General features: G+C 66.0%; 24 protein-coding genes and 1 tRNA gene. 9 read left to right on the forward strand and 16 right to left on the reverse strand.

Annotation, left to right across the window (positions count from 1 at the left end; translation table 11 throughout):
* Positions 1 to 135: 135 nt before the first annotated feature.
* From SMD10_RS15620 to SMD10_RS15645, 6 genes are all read right to left on the reverse strand, one after another.
* A complete protein-coding gene (locus SMD10_RS15620; protein WP_331686652.1) occupies positions 136 to 1,401 on the reverse strand; it encodes a CpaE/TadZ family protein in 1,266 nt (421 codons plus the stop codon).
* 42 nt (positions 1,402 to 1,443) lie between these two features.
* Positions 1,444 to 2,247 (reverse strand): Flp pilus assembly protein CpaB, encoded by an 804-nt coding sequence (cpaB, locus tag SMD10_RS15625; protein WP_331686653.1) that lies wholly within the window; start codon positions 2,245 to 2,247, stop codon positions 1,444 to 1,446.
* Positions 2,248 to 2,348: 101 nt separating this feature from the next.
* On the reverse strand, positions 2,349 to 2,630 hold the full coding sequence (locus tag SMD10_RS15630) for a hypothetical protein (protein WP_331686654.1): 282 nt from the start codon (positions 2,628 to 2,630) through the stop codon (positions 2,349 to 2,351).
* Positions 2,611 to 4,077 carry a type II and III secretion system protein family protein gene (locus SMD10_RS15635; RefSeq protein ID WP_331686655.1) on the reverse strand — a complete coding sequence of 489 codons (1,467 nt, stop codon included), beginning with the start codon at positions 4,075 to 4,077 and terminating at the stop codon, positions 2,611 to 2,613. The genes SMD10_RS15630 and SMD10_RS15635 overlap by 20 nt, the downstream gene beginning before the upstream one ends.
* A gap of 350 nt (positions 4,078 to 4,427) precedes the next feature.
* A complete protein-coding gene (locus SMD10_RS15640) occupies positions 4,428 to 5,099 on the reverse strand; it encodes a hypothetical protein (protein WP_331686656.1) in 672 nt (223 codons plus the stop codon).
* A gap of 24 nt (positions 5,100 to 5,123) precedes the next feature.
* Positions 5,124 to 5,621, reverse strand: a complete 498-nt coding sequence (locus tag SMD10_RS15645; RefSeq protein ID WP_331686657.1) for a tetratricopeptide repeat protein — start codon at positions 5,619 to 5,621, stop codon at positions 5,124 to 5,126.
* Between the two features lie 302 nt (positions 5,622 to 5,923).
* Between SMD10_RS15645 and SMD10_RS15650 the strand changes: the two genes are divergently transcribed.
* From SMD10_RS15650 to SMD10_RS15665, 4 genes are all read left to right on the forward strand, one after another.
* Positions 5,924 to 7,087, forward strand: a complete 1,164-nt coding sequence (locus SMD10_RS15650) for a cytochrome c3 family protein (RefSeq protein WP_331686658.1) — start codon at positions 5,924 to 5,926, stop codon at positions 7,085 to 7,087.
* Between the two features lie 97 nt (positions 7,088 to 7,184).
* A complete protein-coding gene (locus tag SMD10_RS15655) occupies positions 7,185 to 9,032 on the forward strand; it encodes a multiheme c-type cytochrome (protein WP_331686659.1) in 1,848 nt (615 codons plus the stop codon).
* A complete protein-coding gene (locus SMD10_RS15660; protein WP_331686660.1) occupies positions 9,025 to 9,657 on the forward strand; it encodes a cytochrome b/b6 domain-containing protein in 633 nt (210 codons plus the stop codon). Before SMD10_RS15655 ends, SMD10_RS15660 begins: the two co-directional genes overlap by 8 nt.
* Positions 9,658 to 9,832: 175 nt before the next feature.
* On the forward strand, positions 9,833 to 10,978 hold the full coding sequence (locus SMD10_RS15665; protein WP_331686661.1) for an amidohydrolase: 1,146 nt from the start codon (positions 9,833 to 9,835) through the stop codon (positions 10,976 to 10,978).
* Positions 10,979 to 11,015: 37 nt separating this feature from the next.
* Here the strand turns inward: SMD10_RS15665 and SMD10_RS15670 are convergent, their stop codons facing one another.
* The 3 genes from SMD10_RS15670 to SMD10_RS15680 are packed head-to-tail and all read right to left on the reverse strand — an operon-like array spanning position 11,016 to position 14,406.
* The gene (locus SMD10_RS15670; protein ID WP_331686662.1) at positions 11,016 to 11,930 is read right to left on the reverse strand and encodes an N-carbamoyl-D-amino-acid hydrolase; all 915 of its coding nucleotides are present in this window, start codon (positions 11,928 to 11,930) and stop codon (positions 11,016 to 11,018) included.
* A 2-nt stretch (positions 11,931 to 11,932) separates the two neighbouring features.
* Positions 11,933 to 13,177 carry a Zn-dependent hydrolase gene (locus tag SMD10_RS15675; protein ID WP_331686663.1) on the reverse strand — a complete coding sequence of 415 codons (1,245 nt, stop codon included), beginning with the start codon at positions 13,175 to 13,177 and terminating at the stop codon, positions 11,933 to 11,935.
* A gap of 8 nt (positions 13,178 to 13,185) precedes the next feature.
* Entirely contained in the window at positions 13,186 to 14,406 is a 1,221-nt protein-coding gene (locus tag SMD10_RS15680; protein WP_331686664.1) for a diaminopropionate ammonia-lyase, read from the reverse strand.
* A gap of 65 nt (positions 14,407 to 14,471) precedes the next feature.
* On the opposite strand from SMD10_RS15680, the gene SMD10_RS15685 reads away from it, so the two are divergent.
* The 4 genes from SMD10_RS15685 to SMD10_RS15700 all read left to right on the forward strand — a co-directional run bounded on the left by SMD10_RS15685 (position 14,472) and on the right by SMD10_RS15700 (position 20,746).
* Positions 14,472 to 14,714, forward strand: coding sequence for a hypothetical protein (locus SMD10_RS15685; RefSeq protein WP_331686665.1), 243 nt, complete (start codon positions 14,472 to 14,474; stop codon positions 14,712 to 14,714).
* A 125-nt stretch (positions 14,715 to 14,839) separates the two neighbouring features.
* The gene (locus SMD10_RS15690; RefSeq protein WP_331686666.1) at positions 14,840 to 16,876 is read left to right on the forward strand and encodes a hypothetical protein; all 2,037 of its coding nucleotides are present in this window, start codon (positions 14,840 to 14,842) and stop codon (positions 16,874 to 16,876) included.
* 49 nt (positions 16,877 to 16,925) lie between these two features.
* A complete protein-coding gene (gene xdh, locus SMD10_RS15695) occupies positions 16,926 to 19,565 on the forward strand; it encodes a selenium-dependent xanthine dehydrogenase (RefSeq protein WP_331686667.1) in 2,640 nt (879 codons plus the stop codon).
* Positions 19,562 to 20,746: an amidohydrolase family protein gene (locus SMD10_RS15700; RefSeq protein ID WP_331686668.1), complete on the forward strand. Its 1,185-nt coding sequence runs from the start codon at positions 19,562 to 19,564 to the stop codon at positions 20,744 to 20,746. Before xdh ends, SMD10_RS15700 begins: the two co-directional genes overlap by 4 nt.
* A gap of 45 nt (positions 20,747 to 20,791) precedes the next feature.
* On the opposite strand, the gene SMD10_RS15705 is transcribed toward SMD10_RS15700, so the two are convergent.
* The 6 genes from SMD10_RS15705 to SMD10_RS15730 form a co-directional block, all read right to left on the reverse strand.
* The gene (locus tag SMD10_RS15705) at positions 20,792 to 21,409 is read right to left on the reverse strand and encodes a ribonuclease D (RefSeq protein ID WP_331686669.1); all 618 of its coding nucleotides are present in this window, start codon (positions 21,407 to 21,409) and stop codon (positions 20,792 to 20,794) included.
* Positions 21,406 to 21,543 carry a hypothetical protein gene (locus SMD10_RS15710; RefSeq protein WP_331686670.1) on the reverse strand — a complete coding sequence of 46 codons (138 nt, stop codon included), beginning with the start codon at positions 21,541 to 21,543 and terminating at the stop codon, positions 21,406 to 21,408. Before SMD10_RS15710 ends, SMD10_RS15705 begins: the two co-directional genes overlap by 4 nt.
* Positions 21,544 to 21,628: 85 nt before the next feature.
* Positions 21,629 to 22,027, reverse strand: a complete 399-nt coding sequence (locus SMD10_RS15715; protein WP_331686671.1) for a type II toxin-antitoxin system VapC family toxin — start codon at positions 22,025 to 22,027, stop codon at positions 21,629 to 21,631.
* Entirely contained in the window at positions 22,027 to 22,245 is a 219-nt protein-coding gene (locus SMD10_RS15720; protein ID WP_331686672.1) for a type II toxin-antitoxin system VapB family antitoxin, read from the reverse strand. The genes SMD10_RS15715 and SMD10_RS15720 overlap by 1 nt, the downstream gene beginning before the upstream one ends.
* 341 nt (positions 22,246 to 22,586) lie before the next feature.
* A complete protein-coding gene (locus tag SMD10_RS15725; RefSeq protein WP_331686673.1) occupies positions 22,587 to 23,402 on the reverse strand; it encodes an alpha/beta hydrolase in 816 nt (271 codons plus the stop codon).
* Positions 23,403 to 23,852: 450 nt separating this feature from the next.
* A tRNA-Leu gene (locus tag SMD10_RS15730) sits at positions 23,853 to 23,937 on the reverse strand.
* A 183-nt stretch (positions 23,938 to 24,120) separates the two neighbouring features.
* On the opposite strand from SMD10_RS15730, the gene SMD10_RS15735 reads away from it, so the two are divergent.
* Positions 24,121 to 25,119 carry a complex I NDUFA9 subunit family protein gene (locus tag SMD10_RS15735; protein ID WP_331686674.1) on the forward strand — a complete coding sequence of 333 codons (999 nt, stop codon included), beginning with the start codon at positions 24,121 to 24,123 and terminating at the stop codon, positions 25,117 to 25,119.
* Positions 25,120 to 25,147: 28 nt separating this feature from the next.
* On the opposite strand, the gene SMD10_RS15740 is transcribed toward SMD10_RS15735, so the two are convergent.
* A complete protein-coding gene (locus SMD10_RS15740; RefSeq protein WP_331686675.1) occupies positions 25,148 to 26,233 on the reverse strand; it encodes a bifunctional transcriptional activator/DNA repair enzyme AdaA in 1,086 nt (361 codons plus the stop codon).
* Positions 26,234 to 26,256 lie beyond the last annotated feature (23 nt).

Raw genomic sequence — 26,256 nt, forward strand, 5'->3', positions numbered from 1 at the left:
GATCGAGACGTTAGCCCGCGGGCGCTTGCAGCGCTGTGAAACTGATAGATTCAATTGTCATCAAACACTGATTTTTCAACCGCTTAGCCGCGGTGAGATGCCGCAGGCCTCGACGCCGCGATCCGGTCGGACGATTCAGCGTTTGCCGAGCAGCTTGGCGGCCAAACCGCCCGCTCTCTTGCGCGAGACCGTTTTCTGCTTGGCTGGAGAAATCGACTGGCCAAGCCGCTGGAATCCCTGCGCGACCTTCGAATTCTTCGAGACTTCGCGGATCATCTGACCGTTGTTGGCGGCCAAACCGAAGAGCTTCGCATCGAACCGGATGGTCTCGGCCGGGTCGATGCCGACCGCACTGGCAAAGGCCGCCGGCTTGATCTCCGGGCGCTTGGGAATGCCGATCTGGTTGAGCACCAGCTTCGGCGGATCGTCGTTCGGCCGGGATTCGCCGAGAAACTCCAGGATGCCCTTCAGATTGCGCATGTTGGCGAGGTCGGGCGCGGCGGTGATGACGATCTCGTCGACATCCGACAGAAGCCGCTTCACCCAGCCCGTCCACATGTGCGGCAGGTCGAGCAGCGTCAGCCGGGCGCTCGACCGCACCACCTCCAGCAACCGGTCGAACTCCCGTTCTTCCAGGTCGTAGGCGTCGTCCAGCGACAGCGGCGGCGTGAGAAGGTTGAGGCGGTCGCTGCGCGACACCGACAGGCGGTCCAGGAGAACGCCGTCCAGCCGGTCCACGTCGCGGATCACGTCGAGGATGCCCTGCGGCGCCTCGGTGTTGAAGTCGAGACCGACCGTGCCGAACGGCAGATCCATGTCGACCAGGAGCACATCCGCGTCGAGCTCGTTGGCGAGCGCCCAGGCGGTGTTGTGGGCCACCGTCGAGGAGCCGACGCCGCCCCGCGCGCCGAAGAAGGCGCAGACTCGGCCGATGTCGAGGGTTTCGCTGCTGCGATAAAGCCGGGCGACGCTGTTGATCAGCGCCGCGATGTCCACCGGCGTCACCAGATAGTCGCTGACGCCGCGGGTCAGCAGCTCACGATAGAGCGACACGTCGTTGCGCCGGCCGACGACGATGACCTTGGTGCTCGTCAGGCAGTGCTCGGCAAGCGTTTCAAGGCGCGCGAAGAGAGCCTCGTCCTCCGCGTCGCTCTCGACGACGATCAGGTTCGGCGTCGGCGCCTGATTGTAGACGTCGATCGCCGCGCCGAGTCCCCCTGGATGGATGCTCATGCGGGTGCGCTGCATGCGCCGGTCGCCCAGGGCGGCTTCGGCGCTGGCCTTCAGCCCCGGATCGTCGCCGAACACCGCGATCGCGATCTGCGGCACCACCACGTCCGGCAGCGCGGCGGATGCGCTCGCGCGGGCCTCATCGGGAGCTGACACAGCGATGGACGACATGGCCGGCTTGTTCCCGCTAGACGTTCGAAGAATGGGGAGCGGTCATCGGCCCGGCCGCTCGGTATGGCGGGAAACCTGAACGACCTCGACCTTGCCGTCGCGATGGACCCGCACGGTGGCGCCCTGACGGGCGGTCGCGCCTTCGATCTCGTCGCGGTCGGCGATCGACCGCAGCGCCAGCGACAACGTCCCTTCCGCCTGTGCGGCATTGACGACTTCCACCTGCCGGGGATCGAGTTCCAGCGTGGCGGTCCGGCCGACCACCACCTTTTGCGGATCGGCCGGGTCCATCTGCTGGGTCTGGTCGACCGCGAGCACGCGAATGTTGCGCAGAATCGTCCGGCTGACCGGCGCACCGCTGCCGCCCCCGTCGTCGTCGGGCACGATCGTCTGCACCACGTCGACCCGGTCGTCGGGCAGCACGAAGCCGCCGGCGGTGGTTTCCGCCGAAATGCGCACCGCCGCGGCCCGCTTGCCGGGCGGCAGAAGCGCCGACATGTAGCCGAAGCCGTCGGGCGCCAGCTTGTCCTCGCGGATCGGCTCGCCGGCCGTGAACTGGCTGCGCACCATCGACCCGGCCAGGTCCTGCATGGCGTCGGGTCGAGCCGGGCGGGTGATGAGATCCTCGCTCACCGTCTCCGCCGGCCATGGCTTCCAGGCCATCATCGTCTCGTCGAGCACGGTGCCCATGCCGACCGAGGCGGCCGCCACCAGCACGTCGGTCGTCTCGACCGGCGGCGCCGGCACGATTTCGACCACGGGCTCCGGATCTTCCCCGGTCAGCGTCAGCCAGGCGGCGAGGCCGCCGCAGGCGATTGCAACGATGAGGATGACGATTCGAATCATGCGGCTGCGTCAACCATGGTCGCGTTCCGGTGAGTGGGCGTCACTTTAGCCGGGCCGCGTTGACCGCGGGTTAACCGCGCTTCGGCCGTCCCGGCGGCCGATCACTCGTCGCTCGCCTGCTCGCCGTCATCCGAAGAGCTGCTCTCCGAATCGCTTCCACTCACATGCGCCTGTTGGACCCGCGCGGCCACCTTGCCGTCGGTGCGGATCTCGGTCGTATTGCGGTGAACGGGGAACGGGTCGATGGTCTGGATCGCGATATTGGCCTCCATGGCGTTGCCCGCGCCGAACGAGACCGAATCGCGCCGGTCGATATAGTCGGTGCATCCGCCCATGAGCACGACGGCGCCGAGAAGCATCGTCTTACGGCTGAACCGTTCCATGATCGTCGGCCTCCTTCCAATCGATGATATGGCCATAGGGCCCGACGATACCCGTCCCGTCCCGGAAGGAGCGGAGCATGTCCTTGTCCACCTCCAGGAGGCCGAGCGCGAACAGCTCGAAATCGTTGGCCGGGCTGGTGCCGTCGAGCGGCGAGCGCAACCGCTCGTCGGGCCGGGCCGGGCGCACGATGCGCGGCGTCACCACGACCACCAGATCGCTCTCCTCTTTCTGGAACGAGGTCGAGCGGAACAGCGTGCCGAGGATCGGCAGCTGACCGATCCAAGGCAGTTGTTCGACGGTCCTGGAATTCACCGTCTGCAGCAGTCCGGCGAGCGCGAAGCTCTGGCCGTCGCGCAGCTCCAGCACGGTTTGGGCCTTACGCGAGGTGAAGCCCGGATTCCCGTCGACATTGACCGCATCGTCGATTTCGCTCACCTCGGTCATGATCCGCAGATTGATCAGGCCATGGTCGAGCACGGTCGGTTGGAATTCCAGGCGCACGCCGTAGGGCCTGTAGTCGGTCTGGGTGGCCGTCGTATTGCCGTTGCTCACCACGGTCTGGATCGGCACTTCGCCGCCGGCGTGGAAGCTCGCCTTCTCGCCGCTCACCGTTGCCAGGTTCGGCTGTGCCAGACGCCGCACCAGGCCCTTCGCCTCGAGCGCGTTGATGATCATGTCTACCTTGACACCGGCGCTCTCCAGCACCTGGGCGATCATCGATCCGAACGGGGTGCCCTGGGAATTTCGGCCGGTGTCCGTATCGATCTGAGAGATGACGCCCTGGTAGTTGTCGTAGCCGGCCGCCGCCTCAGGGCTTTCGGCGGCATTGAGGCGCATGCGCGAGCCCGTCACGCCAAGCGACGTGCCGCCTCTGACGCGCAGGTTGACGCCGAGGTCGCGGCCGGCGCTGCGTCGGGCCTCCAGCACCCGCACTTCGAGCGAGACCTGCTGCGCGTCGGTGACCGCGAGCGCGTTGATCACGGGATCGGTCGAGAATTGCTGGGCGATCTCCACCGCCCTCGTCACGTCCGGCGCACTGTCCACCGTGCCGGACAGATGAATGCGGTTGTTGAAGTTGGTGACCGTGACGTGCGAGCCGGGCACGGCGGCACGGATCGCCGCCTGCACCTCGCTGAAATCGATGCTGACGGTGGTGTCGAGCACGCCCAGCAGACCGTCGCCGTCATTGAAGATGGAAATGTTGGTGACGCCGGTCGTCTTGCCCTGAATGTAGAAGGAGCGTTCCGACAGCGGCACCACGTCCGCCACGTCCATGTTGCCGACGACGAGATTGGCGAAGGGCTGGGTGGTGGTGATGGTGAAGGTCGACCCGGGCCGCACGACGATCTTCGTCACGACCCCGTTGCCGATGCGGACCAGCCGTTCCTGCGCCTGCGCCTGGAGCGGCGCCGACGGCAGGATGATCAAGCCTGCAAGCAGGGCCAAAGCAGTCAACCGCCCGCGAGTGGAGCGTTTGCTTGGGTGATCGTCATCTGGGAAAGCCCGCACGCCTCATCCTTTGCCCGGGCGACAGCCTGTCCCTCCAGCCGCCCGAGGCTTGTCCAGCGCTGGTCATGGGCACTCCCGCCGAGCCGGACACTTCGAAGCTCGTGTCCTCGATCGGCCGGCAGCGCAGGCCTTCCAGCGTCGCCTGTCTTTCGGAAGCGACTGTGCCTGCCTTTGGTTAATGGCCGGTCAACGGCGAGGGCCCAACACGATCGCGAGCCCGCAAAAGGGGCCCGACAGCGCCCACGGCACGGGATCTCGTCCGGCCCTGTCGTCCAGGCGCGAAGGGTTCATTTCAACCGGTAGGCCACCGATCCGTCCGGCAGTTCCTGGCGCTCGAAGCGCGTCGACGGCGTCGCGCGCGTGCTTCCCGCCGGATCGATCGAACCGACCGCCAGCGGATCCAGGCCTGACCCCTGATCCGGTCCGGGTCCGGCCGCCACCAGACTGGACGCGACATCGGTTGAGACCGTATCGGCAAGCTGGGCGATCTCGGCAACGGCCGCCGCGAAGGCCTCGTCCATTCGGGCGCCGGTATCCAACATGACGCCAGCGCTGTCCTCGACCGAGGCATGCAGGTCTCCGAGGCCCGTCTGCAGCCCCCGCAGGCCCAGATCGATCTGATCGAAGCGGGCGGTAACCGTCTCGCCCATGGCGCCGATCCGGCTCGCGACGCTCGTATCGACGCGATCGAGGCCGGAATCGAAATGATCGCCGAGCCGATGCTCGACGCCGTCGAGGGCCGACAGGCGGCGATCGATCTCGCGCAGCTCCTGAAGCGGCCGCCACGTCACCACCGTTGCGACCGAAAGGGTCGCCGCGACCGCAAGACACGCCCCGCTGAACATCAGCACCAGGCTGTGGCTGGATCGCTTCGACGACGCCTCGACCGCATCGTCGCGGTCCTTGTACTCGGTCTCGGAAAGCTCGATGGCCTTGGTCCAGGTCGTATACGCGTTCACTGTTCGACCTTTCGTCTGCACGTCTCAGCCGTGTCCGGCGAGCGACGTGGAATTGCGCATAAGCTGCAGGTTGTTGGCGATCGTGAGATTGTCCGGCGCCAGGGCGCTCGCTCGCATCAGATTGGTCTGAGCGGCGTTCAGGTCGCCCCGCAGCAGATAGGAATAACCGAGATTGTTGAAATATTCGGCGCTGTCGGGCGTGAGCAAGGCCAGCGCCCGATAGGCCTCGTCGGCGGTGTCGAATCGCGACAGTTGGTCGGCGGACGCCGCAAGGCCAAGCCAAGCCGCGGGATTCTGGGGGTAGACCTCGGCCGATTTCTTGAAAAGCGCGTAGGACCGTCCGTAGTTCTTCGCCTTGAACTGCCGCTTCCCTTCGCGAATCAGATCACCGGTCTTGACGTCTTCGATCGAAGACGGGTTCGGCCGCGTGATCGAGCCGACGGCGTCCTCCAGGCTGTCGGACCGACAACTGGAGAGAACGCAAACGGCGGCCAGGGCAAGGGCAGCGGAGACCTTCGTCATTACAGGAATCCCATGGAACGGCCGGCTGCGGCCGCCGATATCGCGCCGGTCTCCGCCGAATGCGGAGCGGCCGGCTCGTCACTCCTTCAAAGTGCCAGCTCCCTGTTAATACCCGGTTGACGATGCTCGGGAAGCCGTCGGCGTTACACAACGGGCGACAGCGATACCTGCGTCCCTTCGTCACCTTTGACATGGGCCATCGCAGCTTGTGAGCACGCTACTGTAGAGCTATTCTATTTTAAAAGGCCGACTGAAGTGCGGCCTTGAGGCGTTTGGGTGGTCTTTGGAAGAGGAGAGGAACGATGAGATTTTTCACGCGGGCTGCCATGGTGGCGGCCGTCGCGGCGGGGTTGATGGCCTGGGCCGGTACCGGAAGCCCGGCTTTGGCGCAGGACGCGGCCGCGGTGCCCGATCCCGCGACGCTGATGCCCGAGATTCCGAACCTCGACGCCTGGCGCCAATCGCCGCATGCCGACGTCAAGAGCGAGGCGTTCCGCCACTGGGATGAAGATGGCGTCGTCGAAGAGGCTTGCGCCAAGTGCCATTCGACTGCCGGCTTCCAGGACTTCCTTGGTGCCGACGGCAGCGCGGAAGGCTCGATTGACTCCGAGCATCCCACCGATGTCGCCGAAGCGCCCGGCATCGCCTGCATGGCTTGCCACAACGACGTCGCGCAGAACATGACGGTCGTTCCGTTCCCGTCTGGCGAAGAAGTGGAAGTCTATACCGCCGACGCCCGCTGCATGGTCTGCCATGCGGGCCGTGCCTCGACGCCCGATGTGGAAAAGGCGGTGGCCGATGCCGGTGTCGGGGACGACACCCCGTCCAGCGATCTCAGCTTCATCAACGTCCACTATCGCGCCGCTGCGGCCACCCGATACGGCGGCGAAGTGCGGGGCGGCTTCGAATACGAAGGAATGGAGTACGCCGGCTACTTCTTCCACGATCAGGCTTCGCAGACCTGCAACGATTGCCACAACCCGCATACCGTCGAGGTCAAGGTCGCTACGTGTGTCGAATGCCATCAGGAGGTCTCTGCGGACGACAAGGAATCGCTGCTCGCGATTCGCACGTCGAAGACCGACTTCGACGGCAACGGCGACACCAGCGAGGGCATTCACGCCGAAGTCGACGCGCTGCACGAGCAGCTGTATGCGGCGATCCAGAGCTACGCCAAGAACGTGGTCGGCAGTTCGATCGCCTACAACGAGCACACCTATCCGTACTTCCTCGCCGATACCGATGATAGCGGCGCGATCGAGGATGCGGAAAATCAGCGTTCGAACGGCTTCAAGTCCTGGACGCCGCGTCTGCTGAAAGCAGCGTACAACTTCCAGTTCGTGGAAAAGGATCCGGGGGCCTACGCTCACAATCCGAACTACGTGATCCAGCTGATGCACGACAGCATCGCCGACTTGGCTACGGCAGATGACAGCATCACGGTTCCCGGCGAGCGTCCGGAGTGATAGCCTGCCTGCCTTAGTAGGCTGAAGATTGGAGACGGCCGCCTCGGGCGGCCGTTTCTGCCGCGTTGGCTGGCGTTCGTATACGGGGGAATGCATGATGAGGACAACGCTCCGTCGCCTGTTGATCGCGGCAGCGTTGATGTCGGCGGCCGCCACGTCGGTCGTCGCTCAAACGAACGATCCATCGTCAACGCCGACCCCCGCTGCCGAGCCCGCGCCGGCGTCACCGGCCGCCGAAGCTCCAGCCGCGCCTGAGGCTCCGGACGCCATCGTCGTTCCGACGTCCACCGCCGATCACAGCCAGTTCAAGGAACTCGCGGGTCCGTTCAAGAATGCGCAGGAGGTCAACCAGGCCTGCCAGTCCTGCCACAACACCGGTCCCGACCAGCTGCACGGCACCATCCACTTCACCTGGACATGGCCGACCGGTGCGGCGGGCGATACGGCCGGGGGCGACACCGAGCTGCTCGGCATGCGCCACGTCGCCAACGGCTTCCTGCTCTCCACTCCGTCCAATATCGACGCCTGCACGTCCTGCCACATCGCCGGCACCCGTTTCGACGACACCGCGATGTTCGACGCCTCATCGGAGCCGGTGGCGCCGGTCGACTGCCTGACCTGCCACGAACCGAGCGGCCAGTGGGCCAAGGCGAATTTCCACGAGGGCGGGGCCGCCTGCTCGATGTGCCACGACGAGCGCCCGAACGGCCGCACGCCGGAGGTCAAGGACCTGGCCGCGGCCGCCCAGTCGGTCGGGCCGACGACGCGCGCCGCCTGTGGCGCCTGCCACTTCAACGCCGATGGCGGCCCGGGCGTCAAGCACGGCGATCTCAACGCCGATCTGATCAATCCGGCGGCGACGCTCGACGTCCATATGGCGGCAGCGCCCGATGGCGCGGGCTTTACCTGCTCGACCTGCCACACCACCAAGGACCACGTCATCGCCGGCAGCCGCTACGAAGGCGGACCGTCGATCACGCCGGACAATCCGGCCCTGTCGGGACCGGCCGCCTCGTGCCAGAGCTGCCACAGCTCGACGCCGCACAAGGACCTTGCCGAAGGCTCGCGGCTTGACGGCCATATCGACCGCGTAGCCTGCGAGACCTGCCACATCCCGTCTGTCGCGCGCGGCGAAATGGCGACGCGCACGTCCTGGGACTGGTCGACCATGGGCCGGATCGGCCGCAATCGGAAGCCGATGGTCGAGAAGGACAAGGATGGCCATGCCACCTACGCCACTGAAAAGGGCGATCTCGGCTGGTCCAAGGACCTTCAGCCGACGCTGATCTGGTCGAACGGCAAGCTGGCGTTTCGCCATCCCGGCGATCCGTTACCGGACGACACCGAGCTGATCGAGGCCGCCAACAACAACGCCCGAGGCGGTGCCGCCCGGCGCAGTGCTCCCTCGAACGATGACGGCGAAGCCGAGGCCGAAGACCCGGCAAAGGCCTTCGACGACGCGCCCTGGATGGCCTCTTATGAAGGCGAGCCGGTCGCCGAGGATTCGCGCATCGCTCCGGTCAAGGTGATGAACTCGGTGGTGCCGGTCGACGCCGAGAGCCGCAGGCTGGCGGCCGTTCAGTTTTCGGGCCGCGGCGGCGACGCGTTGTGGAACCGCTTCAACTGGAAGAGCGCCGTGGAAGCCGGCATGGAAGCGGCCGGCGTGCCGTTCAGCGGCGAGGTCGCCTTCGCCCGAGTTCGGCAGATGATTCCGATCAACCACATGGTCGCTCCGGCGGACCAGGCGCTCGACTGCGGTGCCTGCCACAGCTCGGACGGTCTGCTCGCCGGACTGCCGGGCGGCTTCCTTCCGGGTCGCGACGGCTTCGTGCTGCTCGACTGGGCCGGCCTGGCAATCTTGGCCGCGACGCTCGCTGCCGTGCTGCTGCACGGACTGCTGCGCTTCGGCTTCGGCATCTTCTACAAGGGACCGCGTCATGGCTGATGTCGCTGCGACCCATCACAAGGGCCTCTACATCTTCACCCGCTTCGAGCGGTTCTGGCACTGGTGCCAGGCGGCGCTGATCATCTTCCTGCTGCTGACCGGATTCGAGATCCACGGCTACTGGACGTTGTTCGGCTTCGCCAACGCGCTCGACTACCACGTGATCGCCGCTTTCTCGCTTGTCGTCCTCTGGGCCTTCGCGATCTTCTGGCACATGGTGACCGGCCAGTGGCGGCACTATGTGCCGACCACCGACAAGATGTGGACGATGATCACCTTCTATGCCTTCGGCATCTTCATCGGCGCGCCCCATCCCTTCCGGCCAAGCGTCAAGCGCAAGCACAACCCGCTGCAGGCCATGGCCTATTTCGGCTTCAAGGTGGCCATGGCGCCGGCGATCTGGATCTCCGGCCTCATCATGTGGATCTACGGCCTGTTTCCCGACATCTATCCCGGCGAACTGCCGATCCTGTGGGTCAACGCGATCCATGTCGCGGCCGCCTTCCTGATCGCGGCCTTCCTGATCGCCCATCTCTATCTGATCACCACCGGCGAGACGGTCACCGCCCAGATCAAGGCGATGATCACCGGCTGGGACCCGCACGGCGAGGCGCGCGAGGACTGAGCGTTCTCCTGCCGGCCTGACACGATCGCAACGGCCGAGGATCGATCCTCGGCCGTTTTGTTTTGGCCGATCGTTTTGCTCGGGATGCTATAAGCGACCGAATCCGAAGCGGTTCGCCGGCCGTGACCGACCGTGGGCGGCCTTCGGCGGCATCGGGCAAGACATGGAGGGCGACATGGCGCTCGACCACGACGATCTGGCGGAGCTCACCGCATGGCGACATGCGCTCCACCAGCGACCGGATCTCTCCGGCGAGGAGGAAGCCACCGCACGCGCGGTCGAGTCCTTTCTGGCGCCGACAGGGCCGGACCGCCTGCTGAAAGACCTCGGCGGCCATGGCTTGGCTGCAATCTACAATGGGGTCGAAAGCGGGCCGACGGTCATGCTGCGCGCCGAACTCGACGCCCTGCCGATCCACGAGATCGGCGACGCGCCCTACCGCTCGCAGACGGACGGCAAGGGTCATCTCTGCGGTCACGACGGCCATATGGCGATCCTCGCCGGCGTGGCGCGCGAACTGGCCAGGCGAAGGCCCGGCCAGGGCCGCGTCGTGCTCCTGTTCCAGCCGGCCGAAGAGACCGGCGCCGGAGCGGCGGCCGTGCTCACCGACCCACGCTTTGCCGAAATCGCCCCCGACTACGCCTTCGCCCTTCATAATCTGCCCGGCCTGCCGCTCGGCGAGGTGGCGCTGAAGGACGGCCCGGTCAATTGCGCCTCGCGCGGGCTGCGCGTGGACCTGTCCGGCCGCACGGCCCACGCTTCGATGCCCGAAACCGGCCGCTCGCCGATGGCCGCCGTCGCTCATCTGATGCCGGCGCTGACGGGGCTCGGCGTGGGCGGAACGCTCTCGGACGATTTCGCGCTGGTGACCGTGACCCATGCCGTCATGGGCGAGCCGTGCTTCGGCGTCGCGCCGGGCCATGCAGAAATCTGGGCGACGCTGCGCACGATGCGCGACGCGCGCATGTCCCCGCTCGTCGAAACGGCCGAATGGGTGACGCGGCATCTGGCCGAAACGAACGGCCTCGACTGGTCCGTGTCCTATCACGACGTGTTCCGCCACTGCGAAAACGATCCGGACGCTGTCGGCCATCTGCGGGGCGCGCTCGACGCCGTCGGTGTCCCGCACAAACCGGGAGAGCCGATGCGCGCATCGGAGGATTTCGGACGGTTTCGCGACGTCGCAAAAACCGCCATGCTGTTTCTGGGCGCCGGCACGGACCACCCCAGCCTGCACAATCCGGACTACGATTTTCCGGACGCGCTCATTCCCGTGGGCGCACGGATCTTCGAGCGCGTGGTGCGCGATCTCCTGGGCTGACGGCCGGGGCCGTCCCGACGGCCTGGCGTTGCGCCCCCTACTTCGAACCGGGTGCCGTCAGCGCCGTATAGATCTCCGGCCTGCGGTGGAGAGCGAAGTTGAAGACGTTGTCGCGGATCTCGCTGCAGCGGTCGAGGTCGCAATCGGCGACGATCAGCTCGTCGCCCAGCGTTCCGGCCATGGCGACGATCTCGCCGGTGGGCGCGACGATGCAGCTTTGGCCGATCAGGTCGCAGCCTTCCTCCTTGCCCGCCTTGGCGACGCCCACCACCCACAGGCCGTTGGCATAGGCGCCCGCCTGGAGCGACAGGTGGTTGTGGAAGTCCTGCAGATGGTCGTGCTCGGGCGCCGGAGGGTAATGCACCGGCGTGTTGTAGCCGATGGCGATCAGCTCGGCGCCGCGCAGCGCCACCTCGCGATAGGTCTCCGGCCAGCGGCGGTCGTTGCAGATCGCCAGCGACAGCGTACCGCCGAACGCCTCGCACACCGAGAACGGCTCGGGTCCGGGCTCGAAATAGCGCTTTTCCAGATGCTGGAACGGCCGCCACGGCTCATGTTCGGGGTGGCCCGGCAGATGGATCTTGCGATAACGGAGCACGATCTCGCCGCTCGCATCGACGATGATCGAGGTGTTGTAGTGGTGTCCATCGGGAGTGAGTTCGGCATAGCCGAGAATGAATCCGACCTTCAGCGCCTTGGCCCGCTCGAACAGCGGCTGCGTCGCCCCATTGGGCATCTCGGTCTCGAAGAATCGGTCGATCTCGGCCTGATCCTCCATGAACCAGCGCGGAAAGAAGGTGGTGAGCGCCAGCTCGGGAAAGACGACGAGCCCGACGCCGCGCGCGGCCGCCTTGTCCATGAGCGCGATCATCCGCTCCACCACCGCCTCGCGCGGCTCGATGCGGGCGATCGGGCCGAGCTGGGCAGCCCCGACGGTGAGAATACGCGACATCGTCAGCGGTCTCCCTGTTTGCCGCCGGCGGCCTGTTTCAGCGTCAGCTGCAGCAGCACGTTGACGCCGTTCACCAGATCGGCCGGCTTGGTGTATTCGGTGACATTGTGGCTGATGCCGTCGACGCAAGGCACGAAGATCATCGCCGCCGGAGCGATGCGAGCGATCATCTGGGCGTCGTGGCCGGCGCCGGAATAAAGCCGCTTCGTCGACAGGCCCAAGGCATGAGCCTCGGCCTCAACGGCGTCGACCAGTTCGGGCGCGAAGGCCACTGGTTCGAACCTAGCCAGCGTGCGGCGATCGACGGTCACGCGCGCCTTTTCCACAACGCTCTCGATGCACTCGGCCAGCCGAGCCTCGGCCTGCTGCAACAGCGTCTCGTCCGGATTGCGCAGATCGACGGTCATCACAGCCTTCTCGGCGACGACATTGACCAGGTTGGGCGACAGCGTCAACGCACCGACGGTCCCGACCTGCCCGGAGCCGATCTCGCGGGCGATCTTGTCCACGTTGCCGGCGATCAGGGCGGCGGCAAGACCGGCATCGTGGCGCAGGTGGAGGGGCGTCGTGCCGGCATGGGCGCTGCGACCGGTGATCGTCAGCTCGCTCCACGAGATGCCCTGAACGCCGGCGACGACGCCGATCTCGATGCCTTCGGCCTCGAGGATCGGCCCCTGCTCGATGTGAAGCTCGAAATAGGCCGCGATCTCCAGCGGTCCCTGGTCCTCTCCCGCATAGCCGATGCGCGTCAGTTCGTCGCCCAGGCGCCGGCCGTCGATGCTGACGGTATCGAGCGCTTCGGCGAGCGACAGTCCGCCCACATGGACGAGGCTGCCGAGCATGTCGGGGGCGAAGCGCGCGCCTTCCTCGTTGGTGAAGGCGGCCACCGTGATCGGACGTTCGGTCTCGACGCCCGCCTCGTTCAGCGCCGCGACCACCTCGAGCCCGCCCAGAACACCGAGCGTTCCGTCGTAGAGACCACCGGTGGCGACGCTGTCGATATGCGAGCCGAGCATCACGCACGGGCCGGCCGTTCGCCCGGCCCGTGTGCCGAAGATGTTGCCGATCGGATCGACCGAGACCGCGAGATCGAGCTCGCGCATCTGCGCGACCAGCTTATCTCGCCCGACCTTGTCGGCATTGGTGAGCGCCAGCCGACAGACCCCGCCGCCTTCCAGGGCGCCGATCGTGCCGAAATCGGCAATGCGGTCCAACAGGCGGTTCTGATCGACCGCAACGGTTTTCACGGGAGCGTTCATGATCCAGCGTCCACTTGCCTCGCAGAGGTTCCGACGATCTGCCGGTAGAGGTCGGGATCGGTGTCCCCCTCACTCCCGATGACGAGCACCCGGCTGGTCGGCGTCAAGCCAATCTCTTCTCTCCAATCGGGGTGTTCGGCAAGCACCAGAAGTCCGGCGAGGCCGGCCACGCCGCTTTCGCCGCCGACGATCTTCGCCCCGGCCTCACCGGAGGCGAGAAGCCGCATGGTGGCCGCTGCGGCCTCGTCGGGAATGGCCATGAACGCCGAGACCCCTTCAGCCAGGATCGGCCAGGCGATCAGCGACGGTTCGCCACAGGCCAGGCCCGCCATGATCGTATCGAGATCGCCGTGGACTGTCTTCGGCTCGCCGGCCTCGTTGGAGGCGAGCAGGCAGGCCGCCTGATGCGGCTCCACCACCACGACGGTCGGCGCATCCTCGCCGAAGGCTTCCCAGAGATGCGCGGTCACCGCCGCCGCCAGCCCGCCGACGCCGCCCTGCAGGAAGACATGGCTCGGCCTCAGGCCCTGCAGCTGGTGGATCGCCTCCTCGGCCATCACGCTATAGCCTTGCATGACATTCTTCGGCACCTGGGTATAGCCGGGATAGGAGGTATCGGAGACGACCATCCAGCCATTCTTCAGCGCCTGGGCGTCCGCCTCGCGCACGGAATCGTCGTAGTTGCCCTTGGTGCGGACGACCTTCGCGCCGTAGCGCGCAATGGCCTCCGCCCGTTGCTCGGACACCGTGGCATGAACGAAGATGACGCACTGGCAGCCGAACAGCGAAGCGCCCCAGGCTACCGATCGGCCATGATTGCCGTCGGTCGCGCAGGTCACCGTCACCTTCCCGACGATATCGGCATAGCGGCCGTCGAGAAGGTCGGCCGTCGACGGGCTGAGGCCGCGCTCGGCCTCGATCGTTTCGGCAAGCAGCCGAAACACCGCATAGGCGCCGCCCAAAGCCTTGAAGCTGCCGAGACCGAAGCGTCCCGCTTCATACTTGTAATGAATGCCGGCGATGCCGAGGCGCGCCGCCAGATCGGCAAGCGGCACCAGCGGCGTCGGCTGATAGCCGCGCCAGGCCGAGATCTGCTCCAGAGCTTGGCCGGCCGCTTCATGGCTCAGGACCGCCTTGAACCGCTCGGGATAGGCCTGCCGCGAAAAGCGCGGGTTGCGGCTGAAAACAGCGTCGAAAGCGGCGTAGTCGACTGACATGGAGGGCGACTCCTGAGGGAGCGAAAGACGCGCGAAAAGGATCGGCCGCGCAAAGGACGCCGCCTATGAAAAGTATTTTTCGCCAATTGTCCAGCATGAAAAATAGGCACTTTTTGCGCCTCGAACAGCGAACGAAGTCCGGCCAGCCGTCGCTGTCGCCATGGCCGCCGAGTGACGGTAACGTCAAAAATGCGGTGGCGAACAGCCATCTGCCAGTGAAGTCGTCGCCAGGCGCCGTTGTGATCGCCCCAAATGCATCGGCACCAGTGGTGGTGCGAATCCGCCATCACAAGCGTATTGAAATCTGATTTTCATGATGCGATAAATTTGCAAATCGGCTTTGCAAGATCGTTGGAGCCTCTCCGGTTGCCGAGCGCGCGCAATCGGTCTCAGATGACGCACGCAGTTCCCACCCGTCGCGCAAAGGCAGCCCATGACCGGCCTCACTCCACTCCCGCTTGGCGTTCTCGTCAACCGGCTGTTCCAAGAGTTGGAGGACAAGAAAGCCGTCTACGACCTGCGGCGTTCGCGCTTCTTCAAGCCCGATACGACGCTCGACCTGTCCGTCTCGATCCACGGGCAGGAGGCGTCGACCCCGTTCGGACCGGCGGCGGGGCCGCACACCCAGCTGGCCCAGAATATCCTTCTATCCTGGCTCGCGGGCGGCCGCGTCATCGAGCTGAAGACGGTACAGATTCTCGACCAACTCGAGATCATGCGTCCCTGCATCGACATGGAGACCATCGGTTTCAACATCGAATGGTCGCAGGAGCTCACGCTCGAACAGTCGCTGGAAGAATACGTCAAGGCAGCGATGCTGATCGAAATGGCCAAATCGGCCGGTCTGGGTGGCGATGCTGCGGACACCGTGTTCGACCTGAGCGTCGGCTACGACCTCGCCGGGATCAGCTCGCCGCGTGTGCGTGCCTTCATGGAGGGCCTGAAGGACGCGAGTGCCGTGATCGAGCGCTTGCGCCGCGAAATCCCGGACAGCCATGCTCACTTGCGCGAGCTCGTCTATCCGACGCAGATTTCCAAGACGGTGACGCTGTCGACCTTTCATGGTTGTCCGCCGCAGGAGATCGAGACGATCGCCGCTCATCTGATGCGGGAGGTCGGCCTCGACGTCGTCGTCAAGCTCAACCCGACGCTGCTCGGCGAGACGGACCTGAACGCCATCCTGCACGACCGGCTCGGCTATCACGACCTCGAAGTTCCACGTGAAACGTTCGCCAAGGACGCCACCTGGGGGGAGATGGTGGGGATTGTGAAGCGGCTCGGCGATCTCGCCGATATCCTCGGCCGCGGCTTCGGGGTGAAGTTCACCAACACGCTGCTGGTGAAGAACCACCGTTCGTTCTTTCCGACGGACGCACGCGAGATGTACCTGTCCGGCGCGCCTCTCCATGTCCTGGCGATCGCGCTCGTCGATCGCTTTCGCTCGGAGTTCGGCGACCGCTTCCCGATCTCGTTTTCGGCCGGCATCGACGCCGGCAATTTCGCCGAGTCGGTCGCTCTCGGGCTGAAGCCGGTCAGCGTCTGCACCGACCTGCTCAAGCGCCGAGGCTATGCTCGCGCCTTCGACTATTTCAAGGCCCTGCAGGAGCGGATGAACGCGCTCGCCGTCGCTGATATCGACACCTACGTCGTCAAGGCGTTCGACCAGGGAGAGGCAGCCCTGGAAACGCTGGTGCTGCCCCCCGAAACGGCGGAAGCTTGCCGCGCCGCGATAGCGGACGGTGGCGACCTGCGCGCCGCCGCCGGCGATTCGTTCGACGACTGGGCGTCCGCAGCCCGCCGCCTCAACACCCGGATCTATGCCAAGAAGGTCCTCGCCGATCCCCGATACGGCGCGGACGCGACCGCTACGCCGCCGGAAAAAACCGACGCGGTGCTCGACTTGCTCGATTGCCAGACCTGCGATCGCTGCGTCTTCGTCTGCCCCAACGACGCGATCTTCCGCATCCCGCTGCCCAAGGCACCGATCCCGCAGGAGCGGCTGGTTCCGGTGGACTCGGGATGGCGCGTCGAGACGGCCGATGATCTCCCGGTCCGGCGCGAGCATCAGATCGGCATCTTTGCCGACGCCTGCAACGAATGCGGCAACTGCGACGTGATCTGTCCGGAAAAAGGCGCGCCATCGACGATCAAGCCGCAATTCTTCGGCAGCCTCGCGACCTGGAAGACAAGCCCGCATCGCGACGGTTTCGTCGTCGAGCGGCGGGCAGACGGCCTTCGCGTCCACGGGCGCTGGGCGGGCGACATCCTGACGCTCGACAGCAGCGACGAGGGCATGCTGCATTATCGCGGACCAGGGTTCGACCTCACGATCGATCCCGCCGACCTCGAGAAAACGCAAGGGACGGCCGCCCAGCCGGTCGACCTCGGTCGCATGCGCATTCTCCATCGCCTGACCCAGGCGGTCATGGCCGATGACGCCGTCAACTACGTGAGCGCGGCCTTTCGATGACACAGGCACGCCAGACCGCCAGGAAGGCCATTCGGGGCGAACGACAAAGATGAACACGATCACCCTTCGCCTGAACGGCACCGAGCACACGATCGAGACCGAGCCCGACGAAACGCTCCTCGACGTTCTGCGGGAACGCCTCAAGATCAAGTCACTGAAAAGCGGCTGCGCGCCGCAGGGCCAGTGCGGCGCCTGCCTGGCGCTGGTCGGCGGACGGCCGCGCAAGACCTGCACGATGGCCGCCTCGGCCGCGAACGACAAGGAGATCGTCACCCTGGAAGGCGTCGAGGAAGCCGAACGCCGGCTTTATGCCGATGCCTTTCAGGCGGCCGCAGGGCTTCAATGCGGCTTCTGCACGCCCGGCTTCGTCCTGCGGATCAAGCATCTGACCGATCGCGACCGACCGATGTCGCGCGAGGACATTGCCGCCGCCCTGGACGGCCATCTCTGCCGCTGCACCGGCTATGTGAAGATCGTCGACGCCGTCGAACTGATCCATGCGGCCAAGCGTGGCGGCGCCCTGCCGCCTCCGATCACAGAAGGCGGCGTCGGGGCGCGCATCCAGCGCTATCGGGGTGGCGAACTGACGCTCGGCTCACGGCCCTTCGTGGCCGATATCGAGGTGCCGAACCTGCTTTACGGCGCCGTGGTGCTGTCGCCCTACGCACGCGCCCGCATCGACCGCATCGACACATCCAAGGCCGCCGCCTTGCCAGGCGTCGTTGCCATCGCCACCGCCAAGGACGTGCCGGGCCAGCGTTGGGTCGGGTTGATCGAGCGTGACTGGCCGGTCCTCGTCGCCGAAGGCGAGGAAGCCCGTTACGTCGGCGATATGCTCGCCGTCGTCGCGGCGGAAACGTCGGGTCTCGCCCGCAAGGCGGCCGCGCTGGTCGAGGTCGAATGCGAACGGCTGCCGCCGACCCTCGCCCCCGAAGACGCCCTCGCCCCGGGTGCGCGCCAGGTGAATCCGAAGCATGAAAATTTGTTGTCGGAAACCCGGATCACGCGCGGCGACGTCGACGCGGCGCTCGCCGCCTCCGCCCACGTGGTTTCGGGCACATGGCAGACCCAGCGCATCGAGCACGCCTTCCTGGAGACCGAGACGGTGCTGGCCGTGCCGCTGCCGGATGGACGTCTGCACCTCTACAGCCAGGGCCAGGGCATCTTCGACGATCGCTCCCAGGTCGCCTCGGTCCTCGGCGAGCCGGAGGATCGCGTGTTTGTCGAACTGGTTCCGAACGGAGGCGCCTTCGGCGGCAAGGAGGACATGAGCGTCCAGGCGCAGACGGCGCTGCTGGCCCGCCTGACCGGTCGGCCGGTGCGCCTGTCGCTCAACCGCGAGGAATCGGTCCGCGTGCATCCCAAGCGCCATCCGATCACCATGCGCTACACCGTGGGCTGCGACGAAGACGGCCGGCTGACGGCGGCGAGGATCGATCTGCTGGGCGATTCCGGCGCCTATGCCTCGGTCGGCGGCAAGGTGTTGGAGCGGGCGGCCGGTCACGCCTGCGGCCCCTACCGCGTGCCGGCGCTCGATATCCGCTCGCGCGCCGCCACCACCAACAATCCGCCCTGCGGCGCGATGCGCGGCTTCGGCGTTAACCAGACCAGCTTCGCCATCGAGGGCTGTCTCGACCTGTTGGCTGAAAAGGTCGGGCTAGACGGCTGGGAGATGCGCTGGCGCAACGCCGTGCGGATCGGCGACGTCTTCTCCTCCGGCCAGGTCCTGGAAAAGTCCGTGGGCCTCGAAAAGACGCTGTCCGCCGTCAAGGACGCCTACTACGAGGCCAAAGAGCGGGGCGAGGCCGTCGGCATCGCCTGCGCGGTCAAGAATTCCGGCATCGGCAACGGCGCCATCGAGTACGGCAAGACCCGGATGACCGTGGAGCCGGACGGGACGGTGAGCGTCAATCTGAGCTTCACGGAGATGGGCCAGGGTCTGCTCACCATCATGAGCCAGTGCGCCTCGGAAGTGACCGGTCTGCCCGCCTCGATCTTTCGGCCGCGGGTCGACACCCGCTTCGAGATCGGCGTCGGCCAGACCACCGGCTCGCGCGGCACGCTGCTGGCCGGGCGCGCCACCATCGAGGCGGCCAAGGCGCTGAAGGCCGATCTCGACCAGGGCCTTACCCTCACCGATCTGGTCGGCAAGGTCTATGTCGGCGACACGGTGATCGACGACACCACCGCGCCGGGCGAAACGAAGAACGGCAAGATCAAGACTCACACCGCCTTCGGCTGGGCCACTCATCTCGCCGTCCTCGACGCCGAGGGCAAGGTGGCGCGCATGGTCGTCGCCCACGATGTCGGGCGCGCCATCAATCCGCAGCAATGCGAAGCCCAGATCGAGGGCGCGGTCCATATGGGCCTCGGCTACGCGTTGACCGAACAGCTTCCCTGCAAGGACGGGATGCCGGTCTCGGCCAATCTTCGCGACATTGGCGTGCTTCGCGCCAGTGACATGCCGAAGGTCGAGGTCATCCTCGTCGAGGATCCGGAGCCGGAAGGACCGTTCGGCGCCAAGGGTGTCGGCGAAATCGGGCTGGTGCCGACGGCCGGCGCGGTGGCGGGCGCGCTCGCCGCCTTCGACGGCATCCGCCGCACCCGTCTGCCGATGAACGATTCGCCAGCCGCCGCCCCGCTGAGCGCCGGACGGATGCCGGAGGACGACATGGAGGAGTGGCATTGAGCGGTTCGATCACCATCGGGCCGGACAGGACCGGCCGGATCGTCGCCGTCGCCGACGGCCGCATCGCCGAACGGCCGGCCGACGGAGCGCCAGGTCTTGCCTGTCCGGAAGCCGAGATTGTGCCGGGCGCGGTCTGCGCGCACACCCACATCTATAGCGGCCTCGCGCCTTACGGCATGCCGGCACCCGACCCCAAGCCGGCTAACTTCATCGAGATTCTGCAACGTGTCTGGTGGCGGCTCGACCGCGCGCTCGATGCCGACAGCTTGCGCGCCTCGGCCCGCGATTATGTGGCCCGCGCGCTTCTGGCCGGCACGACCTCGCTGATCGACCATCACGAATCGCCCGCCCTGATCGAAGGCTCGCTCGCGATCCTGGCGGAGGCCTGCGAAGACCTCGGTATCCGCGCTCTTCTCTGCTACGGCGCCACCGAGCGCAATTTCGGCCGCGAGGAGGCGCGGCGCGGCCTCGCGGAGACGGCCCGCGTGGCGACGTCCTCCCGGGTGCGCGGCTTGGTCGGCCTTCATGCCAGCTTCACGGTTTCCGACGACACGCTGCGCGAAGCGGGCGTGCTGGCGCGCGATCTCGGAACGGGCGTCCATGTCCATGTGGCGGAAGCCGGGGACGATATCGAGGACGCCAAGGGACGCGGCTATGCCGGCCCGCTGGAGCGCCTCATCGCGCTCGACGCCCTGCCCGCCGGCTCGATCGTCGCTCACGGCGTCCATCTTTCGCCCGACCAGGTGTGCCGGATCGAGGATCGAGGCTGCTGGCTGGTCCAGAATCCACGCTCGAACGAAGGCAACGGCGTGGGCTATGCCTCATCACTCGCCGCGAGCCGCAAGGTGGCGCTCGGCGCCGACGGCTGGAACCCCGATATGGCCGAGGAGAGCCAGGCGCTCGCGCGTCTGGCCGTCGCGCACGGCGATACGAGTGCGGCCGGACGTCTGGATGCCGGCAGGGCGCTGATCGCCGAACAGTTCGGTGTGACGGCGGCGGATTTCGCCCCCGGCGCGCTCGGCGACATGGTCGTGCGCCAGGGCGGGCGCGTTTGCCATGTCGTGGTCGACGGCCGCCTTGTCGTGCGCGACGGCGAGCTCGTCAATGGCGAGCGTTCGGCGATCGAGGCCGAGGCCCGAGAGCAGGCCGCGCAGCTTTGGCGCCGCATGGCCGCCCTCTAGAAGGGGCAGCGTCGCCGCCGTGGCCAGGCCGAGCTTGGCGGCCGGTCACACCGAGTGCGAGAAGATGTCCTGATCGTCCCAGCCGGCAAGGTCGAGCTTGGCGCGCGTCGGCAGATAGGCGAAGGATGCGCGAGCCAGCTCCATCCGATCCTCGCGCTCCAGTCGCTTGAGCAGCACGCCCATCAGGTCATGGAGATAGAGAACGTCAGACGCCGCGTATTCGATCTGCGCCGGCGACAGGGTTTCCGCCGCCCAGTCCGAAGATTGCTGCTGCTTGGACAGGTCGACCCCGATCAGCTCGCGCGTCAGGTCCTTCAGCCCGTGCCGGTCGGTGTAGGTGCGCACCAGCCGCGAGGCGATCTTGGTGCAGAAGATCGGCTCCGCCATTACTCCAAACGCATGGTAAAGGGCGGCGATGTCGAAGCGCGCGTAGTGGAAGATCTTGGTCTTCGTGGGGTCCGCCAGCAGCGCGCAGAGGTTCGGCGCCTCGCGCTGGCCCTTGGCGATCTGCACCACGTCCGCCGTGCCGTCGCCCGGCGAAAGCTGCACGACGCACAGGCGATCGCGCCGCGTATTCAATCCGAGGGTCTCGGTGTCGATGGCAACGGCCCCGGTGTAGCGGGACAGATCGGGCAAATCGCCCTGGTGAACGCGAATGGTCATAAGCGAATCGTGGCCTTGGTCGAAAATCGGCGGGGCTCCCGCCAGACGGGCACGGCGCGTTTCGCCGCCGCTTCGCGCAAGAACCGGAAACCGGCCGCCCGGTCAAGGGTCGGCTGCGCGACGAAGTGCTTCATGGCCGCGTCCACGGCGATGGCCCGCTTGGCGCTTCGCCGTCCCGCCAGCACTGGCAGTCGCCAGACAAAGCCTTGGATCAACGTGTTAGGCCGATTCGATGTCGGTGGCGGCGAATTTCGCGCCTTTGTACAAGAGCGGCTGTCGATAGTAGCGCGCACAGGCGTAGGAAAAGCAATCGCCGGTGTTGAGCCCCGCATCGCGCCCTCGACCCCGGCCGAAGCGCTCATAGGCATCGAGCGCGATGCCGGTCACCTGCGCCGGCAGCGACATCACCTGGATGTTCATCAGATCGAGGAATCGAGCAACCGACTCTCCGGCTTCGTCGACGCTCAGCCCATAGACGCGATTGACCGAGGCCGTCGCCTCGAAGACGGCGATGGGCGACGTCAAGCGTTTTGGCGAGGTCTGCAAACGGGCCGCGAAGATGCGCGCATCCTCCTCGTCGGTCAGCATGGCGACCAGGGCCGAGCCGTCGATGAACATCAAGAACTCTCGTTGCGTCCGCCCGAGCGGGCACCGCCGCGCTCCCGCAGCTCGCGGCAAAAATCCACAGCAAGATCGGCCAACGACGGCTTGGCGCGCTCGCGTTCGAGCTCATGTTCCAAGGCGATATGCACCGCTTCGGTCAGGCCGATCTTCTTCAAGGAGGCCACGCGGCGCGCGAGAGCGTCGGTCTCCGGATTCTTGATGTGAAACGGCATAGGGCTCCCGGCTGGGATAGAAGGCTTCCTCTTTGGTATAGCCATGGCGGAAAGAGCTTCACAGTTCAATCCCCGCAATTCGGGAGGATTCCTGTCGGATAGATCTAGACCGCTATAGGGAGCAGGATATCCCGGGCGCCCCGAAACATCGAATCCGGCAGGCAGCGTGCATTTTTCCGTCGACGCGACATGATTCCGGAGAGAGATTGATCTCCCAAATCGCCGCGAGCGTCAGGCGGCCGCGAAGATAGACCCCAGGGCTAGCCGCGAAAAACCAATGATTTCCGGCTGATTCTATCCGGCTTGCCTCATCGGCTTGATCCACGGGCTATCCCAGCGCATCAGGCCGAAATCACGCCGATCCGCCCAAGCCAGCGCCTGAACAGCTCCGGCCAGCCTCCGATCGGCAAATGAGCCGCCTCGGCGATCCCGAATCCATGGCCTCCGTCGCGAAAAATATGGAGTTCGGCCGGCACGCCGGCTCGTCTCAGAGCAGAATAGAACAGCACCGAGTTCTCCGCCGGAACCGCGGGATCGTCATCCGCCAAGACAAGAAACGTCTCGGTCGTTTCGGGTCCGACATGACGATCGGGCGAATGCTCGCGAATCAGTTCCGCGTCCGGATCCGGGCCGATAAGGCTGGTCCGCGAGCCGGGATGCGCGACGCCGTCGACCATCGAAACGACGGGATAGATCAGCCCGGCGAAGTCCGGTCGCGCGCTCTGGCGGTCGGCCTCGTCTACCGGGTCGTAGACGGCCTTGTCATGACCGGTGACCACGGATGCCGCCAGATGGCCGCCCGCCGAAAACCCCATCAACCCGATTCGTTTGGGATCGAGGCCCCAGGCTTCGGCGTGATGACGCACCAGCCGCATGGCGCGCTGCCCATCCTGAAGCGGCACATATCGCCCGTCAGCGTGGCCCTCAGCGGGCAGCCGGTAGCTCAAGAGGAATACCGTCACGCCGATCGGCCCCAGAGCCTCCGCCGTCTCTAGCCCTTCCTTGTCCAGGGCGATGCGGGAATAGCCGCCGCCCGGCGCGATGATCAGGGCCGTGCCATTCGGCCGCGGCGGCAGAACCACCGTGAGAGACGGCCTGACGATGCCGGAGATCTCGCGATTGGCCTTGAACAGGATCGGCGACCGCTCCTTGATCACGGGAACCGCCCGACACGCTTCCGATCCGGGTGCCATTCCCGGCCAAAGCTCGATCACCTGATGATGGGACAAGGAAGGAGGCAAAACCTCGGGTGTCATCGGTCTCGTCCGATTGGAAATCAGCGCCGATCGACCGACTCGGCTCGCGACGGCGACATCCCGCATGCACCCGGCTGCGCGCGTGCGCAATGTCGAACGCGGGCATGATCCCGACATGCCGATCTCGTTCTCTGTTTCGTATCCGAAACAGACCCTGATATATCGGTGCCACGCTCCGATCGCGTGGCGTTTGCAATGATTGTGGATGACTGGAAAGCCGGAACTGCGGAGGCGCCGCGATCGAGCCCTTATACGAGGGCGAGCGACCCGCTCCTGCAAGACGTATCGTTACGTCGTCAACGCACCGGCGCTAACGCCAAGGCCTGAGCTCTTCCGTAGAATTTTGCGGAATGGTGCCCAGGAGAGGACTCGAACCTCCACGCCTCGCGGCACACGGACCTGAACCGTGCGCGTCTACCAATTCCGCCACCTGGGCACGGCGGGGACCATTAGATTTTCGCATCCGCCCTGTCAACGCGTTTTCCACATCGCCGAACTGCGGATCATCATGGTGGCGATACCGTGTCACATGCTCTTCACCTGACGGCGCGAAGGCGGTAAGACCGGCCGACGCCGCAGCATCGGGGATCGCGGCAAACTGTGTCAGGAGGATCGAGGCATGACGATCGACACTGGAAAGGTCGTGACGGTCTTCGGCGGTTCGGGATTCGTGGGACGGTACCTCACCCGAGCCTTGGCCAAGCGCGGCTGCCGCATTCGCGTCGCCTGCCGCCGGCCGGATCTCGCCTATCACCTGCAGCCCAACGGCAATATGGGGCAGATTCTGCCGGTCCAGGCCAATCTGCGCTACCCCTGGTCGATCGAGCGGGCGGTGCAGGATGCCGACCACGTCATCAATCTGGTGGGCATTCTCGCCAAGAGCGGCAAGCAGGATTTCAATTCGCTGCATCACGAGGGCACGCGGGCCGTGGCCGAGGCGGCGGCAAAGATCGGCGCGCCGTTGACCCAGATGTCGGCGATCGGCGCCGACGAATCATCCGACAGCGTCTATGCCCGCACCAAGGCGCTGGGCGAGAAAGCGGCGCGCGAGGTGCTTCCCGAGACGATCATCATCCGGCCGTCGATCATCTTCGGGGCCGAGGACCAATTCTTCAATCGCTTCGCCAGCATGTCCACCCTGTCGCCGTTCCTGCCGCTGATCGGCGGCGGGGAGACGCGGTTCCAGCCGGTCTTCGTCGCCGATGTCGCCGAAGCGATCGCGATGACCGTCGACGGCAAGGTGGCGACCGGTACGACCTACGAACTCGGCGGGCGCGAGGTGATGACCTTTCGCGAGATGATGGATCTGATGCTGACCATCATCCATCGGCGCAAGCGCTTCATGACGATCCCCTTCAAGCGCGCCGCGACGATGGCGCGGATGATGCAGATGGTTCCCGGCGCGCCGCTGACCGAGGATCAGGTGAAACAGTTGCGCCACGACAACGTGGTGTCCGAGGCGGCCAAGGCCGAAGGCCGTACCTTCGAGGCCTTCGGCATTCAGCCGCGTCTGCTCGAGGCGGTGCTCCCGACCTATCTCGTCCGCTTCCAGCCGCACGGCCAGTTCTATCGCAAGGGCCCGTTGCTGAATGAGACGGCCGAGGGAGAACCGCACTGAGTCCGCACGACCGCCGCCGTCGCGGGGTTCAAGCCGAAGCCGCGCCTCTTGAGTCTGTGCGATCCCGATAGCTTCGCTCGATCTCGATCAGGCGCTGCTTGCGCCATAGTCCGCCACCATATCCGGTCAGCGACCCATCGGCTCCGATGACGCGATGGCAGGGGATGACGAGGGCGATCTGATTGGCTCCGTTGGCGCGGGCGACAGCCCGCACCGCCGTCGGACGGCCGATGGCCCGGGCCAGATCGCCATAGCTGCGGGTGGTCCCCGCCGGAATTTCCTGGAGCGCGCGCCAGACCTGGCGGGCAAAGGGACTGCCGTGCAGGGTGAGCGGCGTCGTGAACGCGGCATCTTCTCCCGCGAAAAAGCGGCTCAGCTCCTCTGCAATCCGGTCGGCGGGTTCCGGCCTGCCGAAGCCGAGCGATCCATTGGACCTGTCGCGCAGTCCGCGCAGCTCGGTCGCCAGGGCCTTTCGATCGACGAATTCCAGGAGATGCACGCTGCGCCTGTCGCCGACCACGATCATCGGGCCAAGCGGCGTGTCGATCCAGTCGACCAGCAGCAGAGCGTTGCGGACGAAATCGCCCGGCGACAGGCCGAGCAGCCGCGCGACCGCGGAGCGGAACGCACTGGGAGATTCGAACCGGGCATCGATCTGAGCCTCGATCACCTTGCCACCCTTTCCCAGCGTCTGGATTGCATCGCCCAAGCGACGATATCGGGCGAGTTCCAGAAACGTCATGCCGAACTGACGCTTGAACGCGCGACGCACTGTTGACAGGTCGAAACCGAGCGCCTGGATGTCCGCTTCGCTCCAGCGGTGGGTGGGGCGACGGCCGAGGTCTTCCAGGAGCGCTGTGATGACAGGATCCGGGGCGGCCTCCGGCAGGAGCGGCCGGCAGCGTTTGCAGGGGCGAAATCCCGCATCGACGCACGCCTGGGCGGTTTCAAAGAAGCGGCAATGTTGCCGCTTGGGCTTACGCGCCGGGCACGTGAAGCGACAGAAGATTCGCGTGGATGTGACGCCGACGAAAGCCAGGCCGTCATAGGCGCCATCGCGCTCGAGGAGCGCCCGATAAAGCGTGTCGTCGTTTGTCGAGGCGGTGAAAAGCATGCCTCTTTCTAGCCGACGGCGAA

It is taken from the genome of Consotaella aegiceratis (assembly GCF_036541425.1).
GTDB classification, from domain to species: domain Bacteria; phylum Pseudomonadota; class Alphaproteobacteria; order Rhizobiales; family Rhizobiaceae; genus Consotaella; species Consotaella aegiceratis.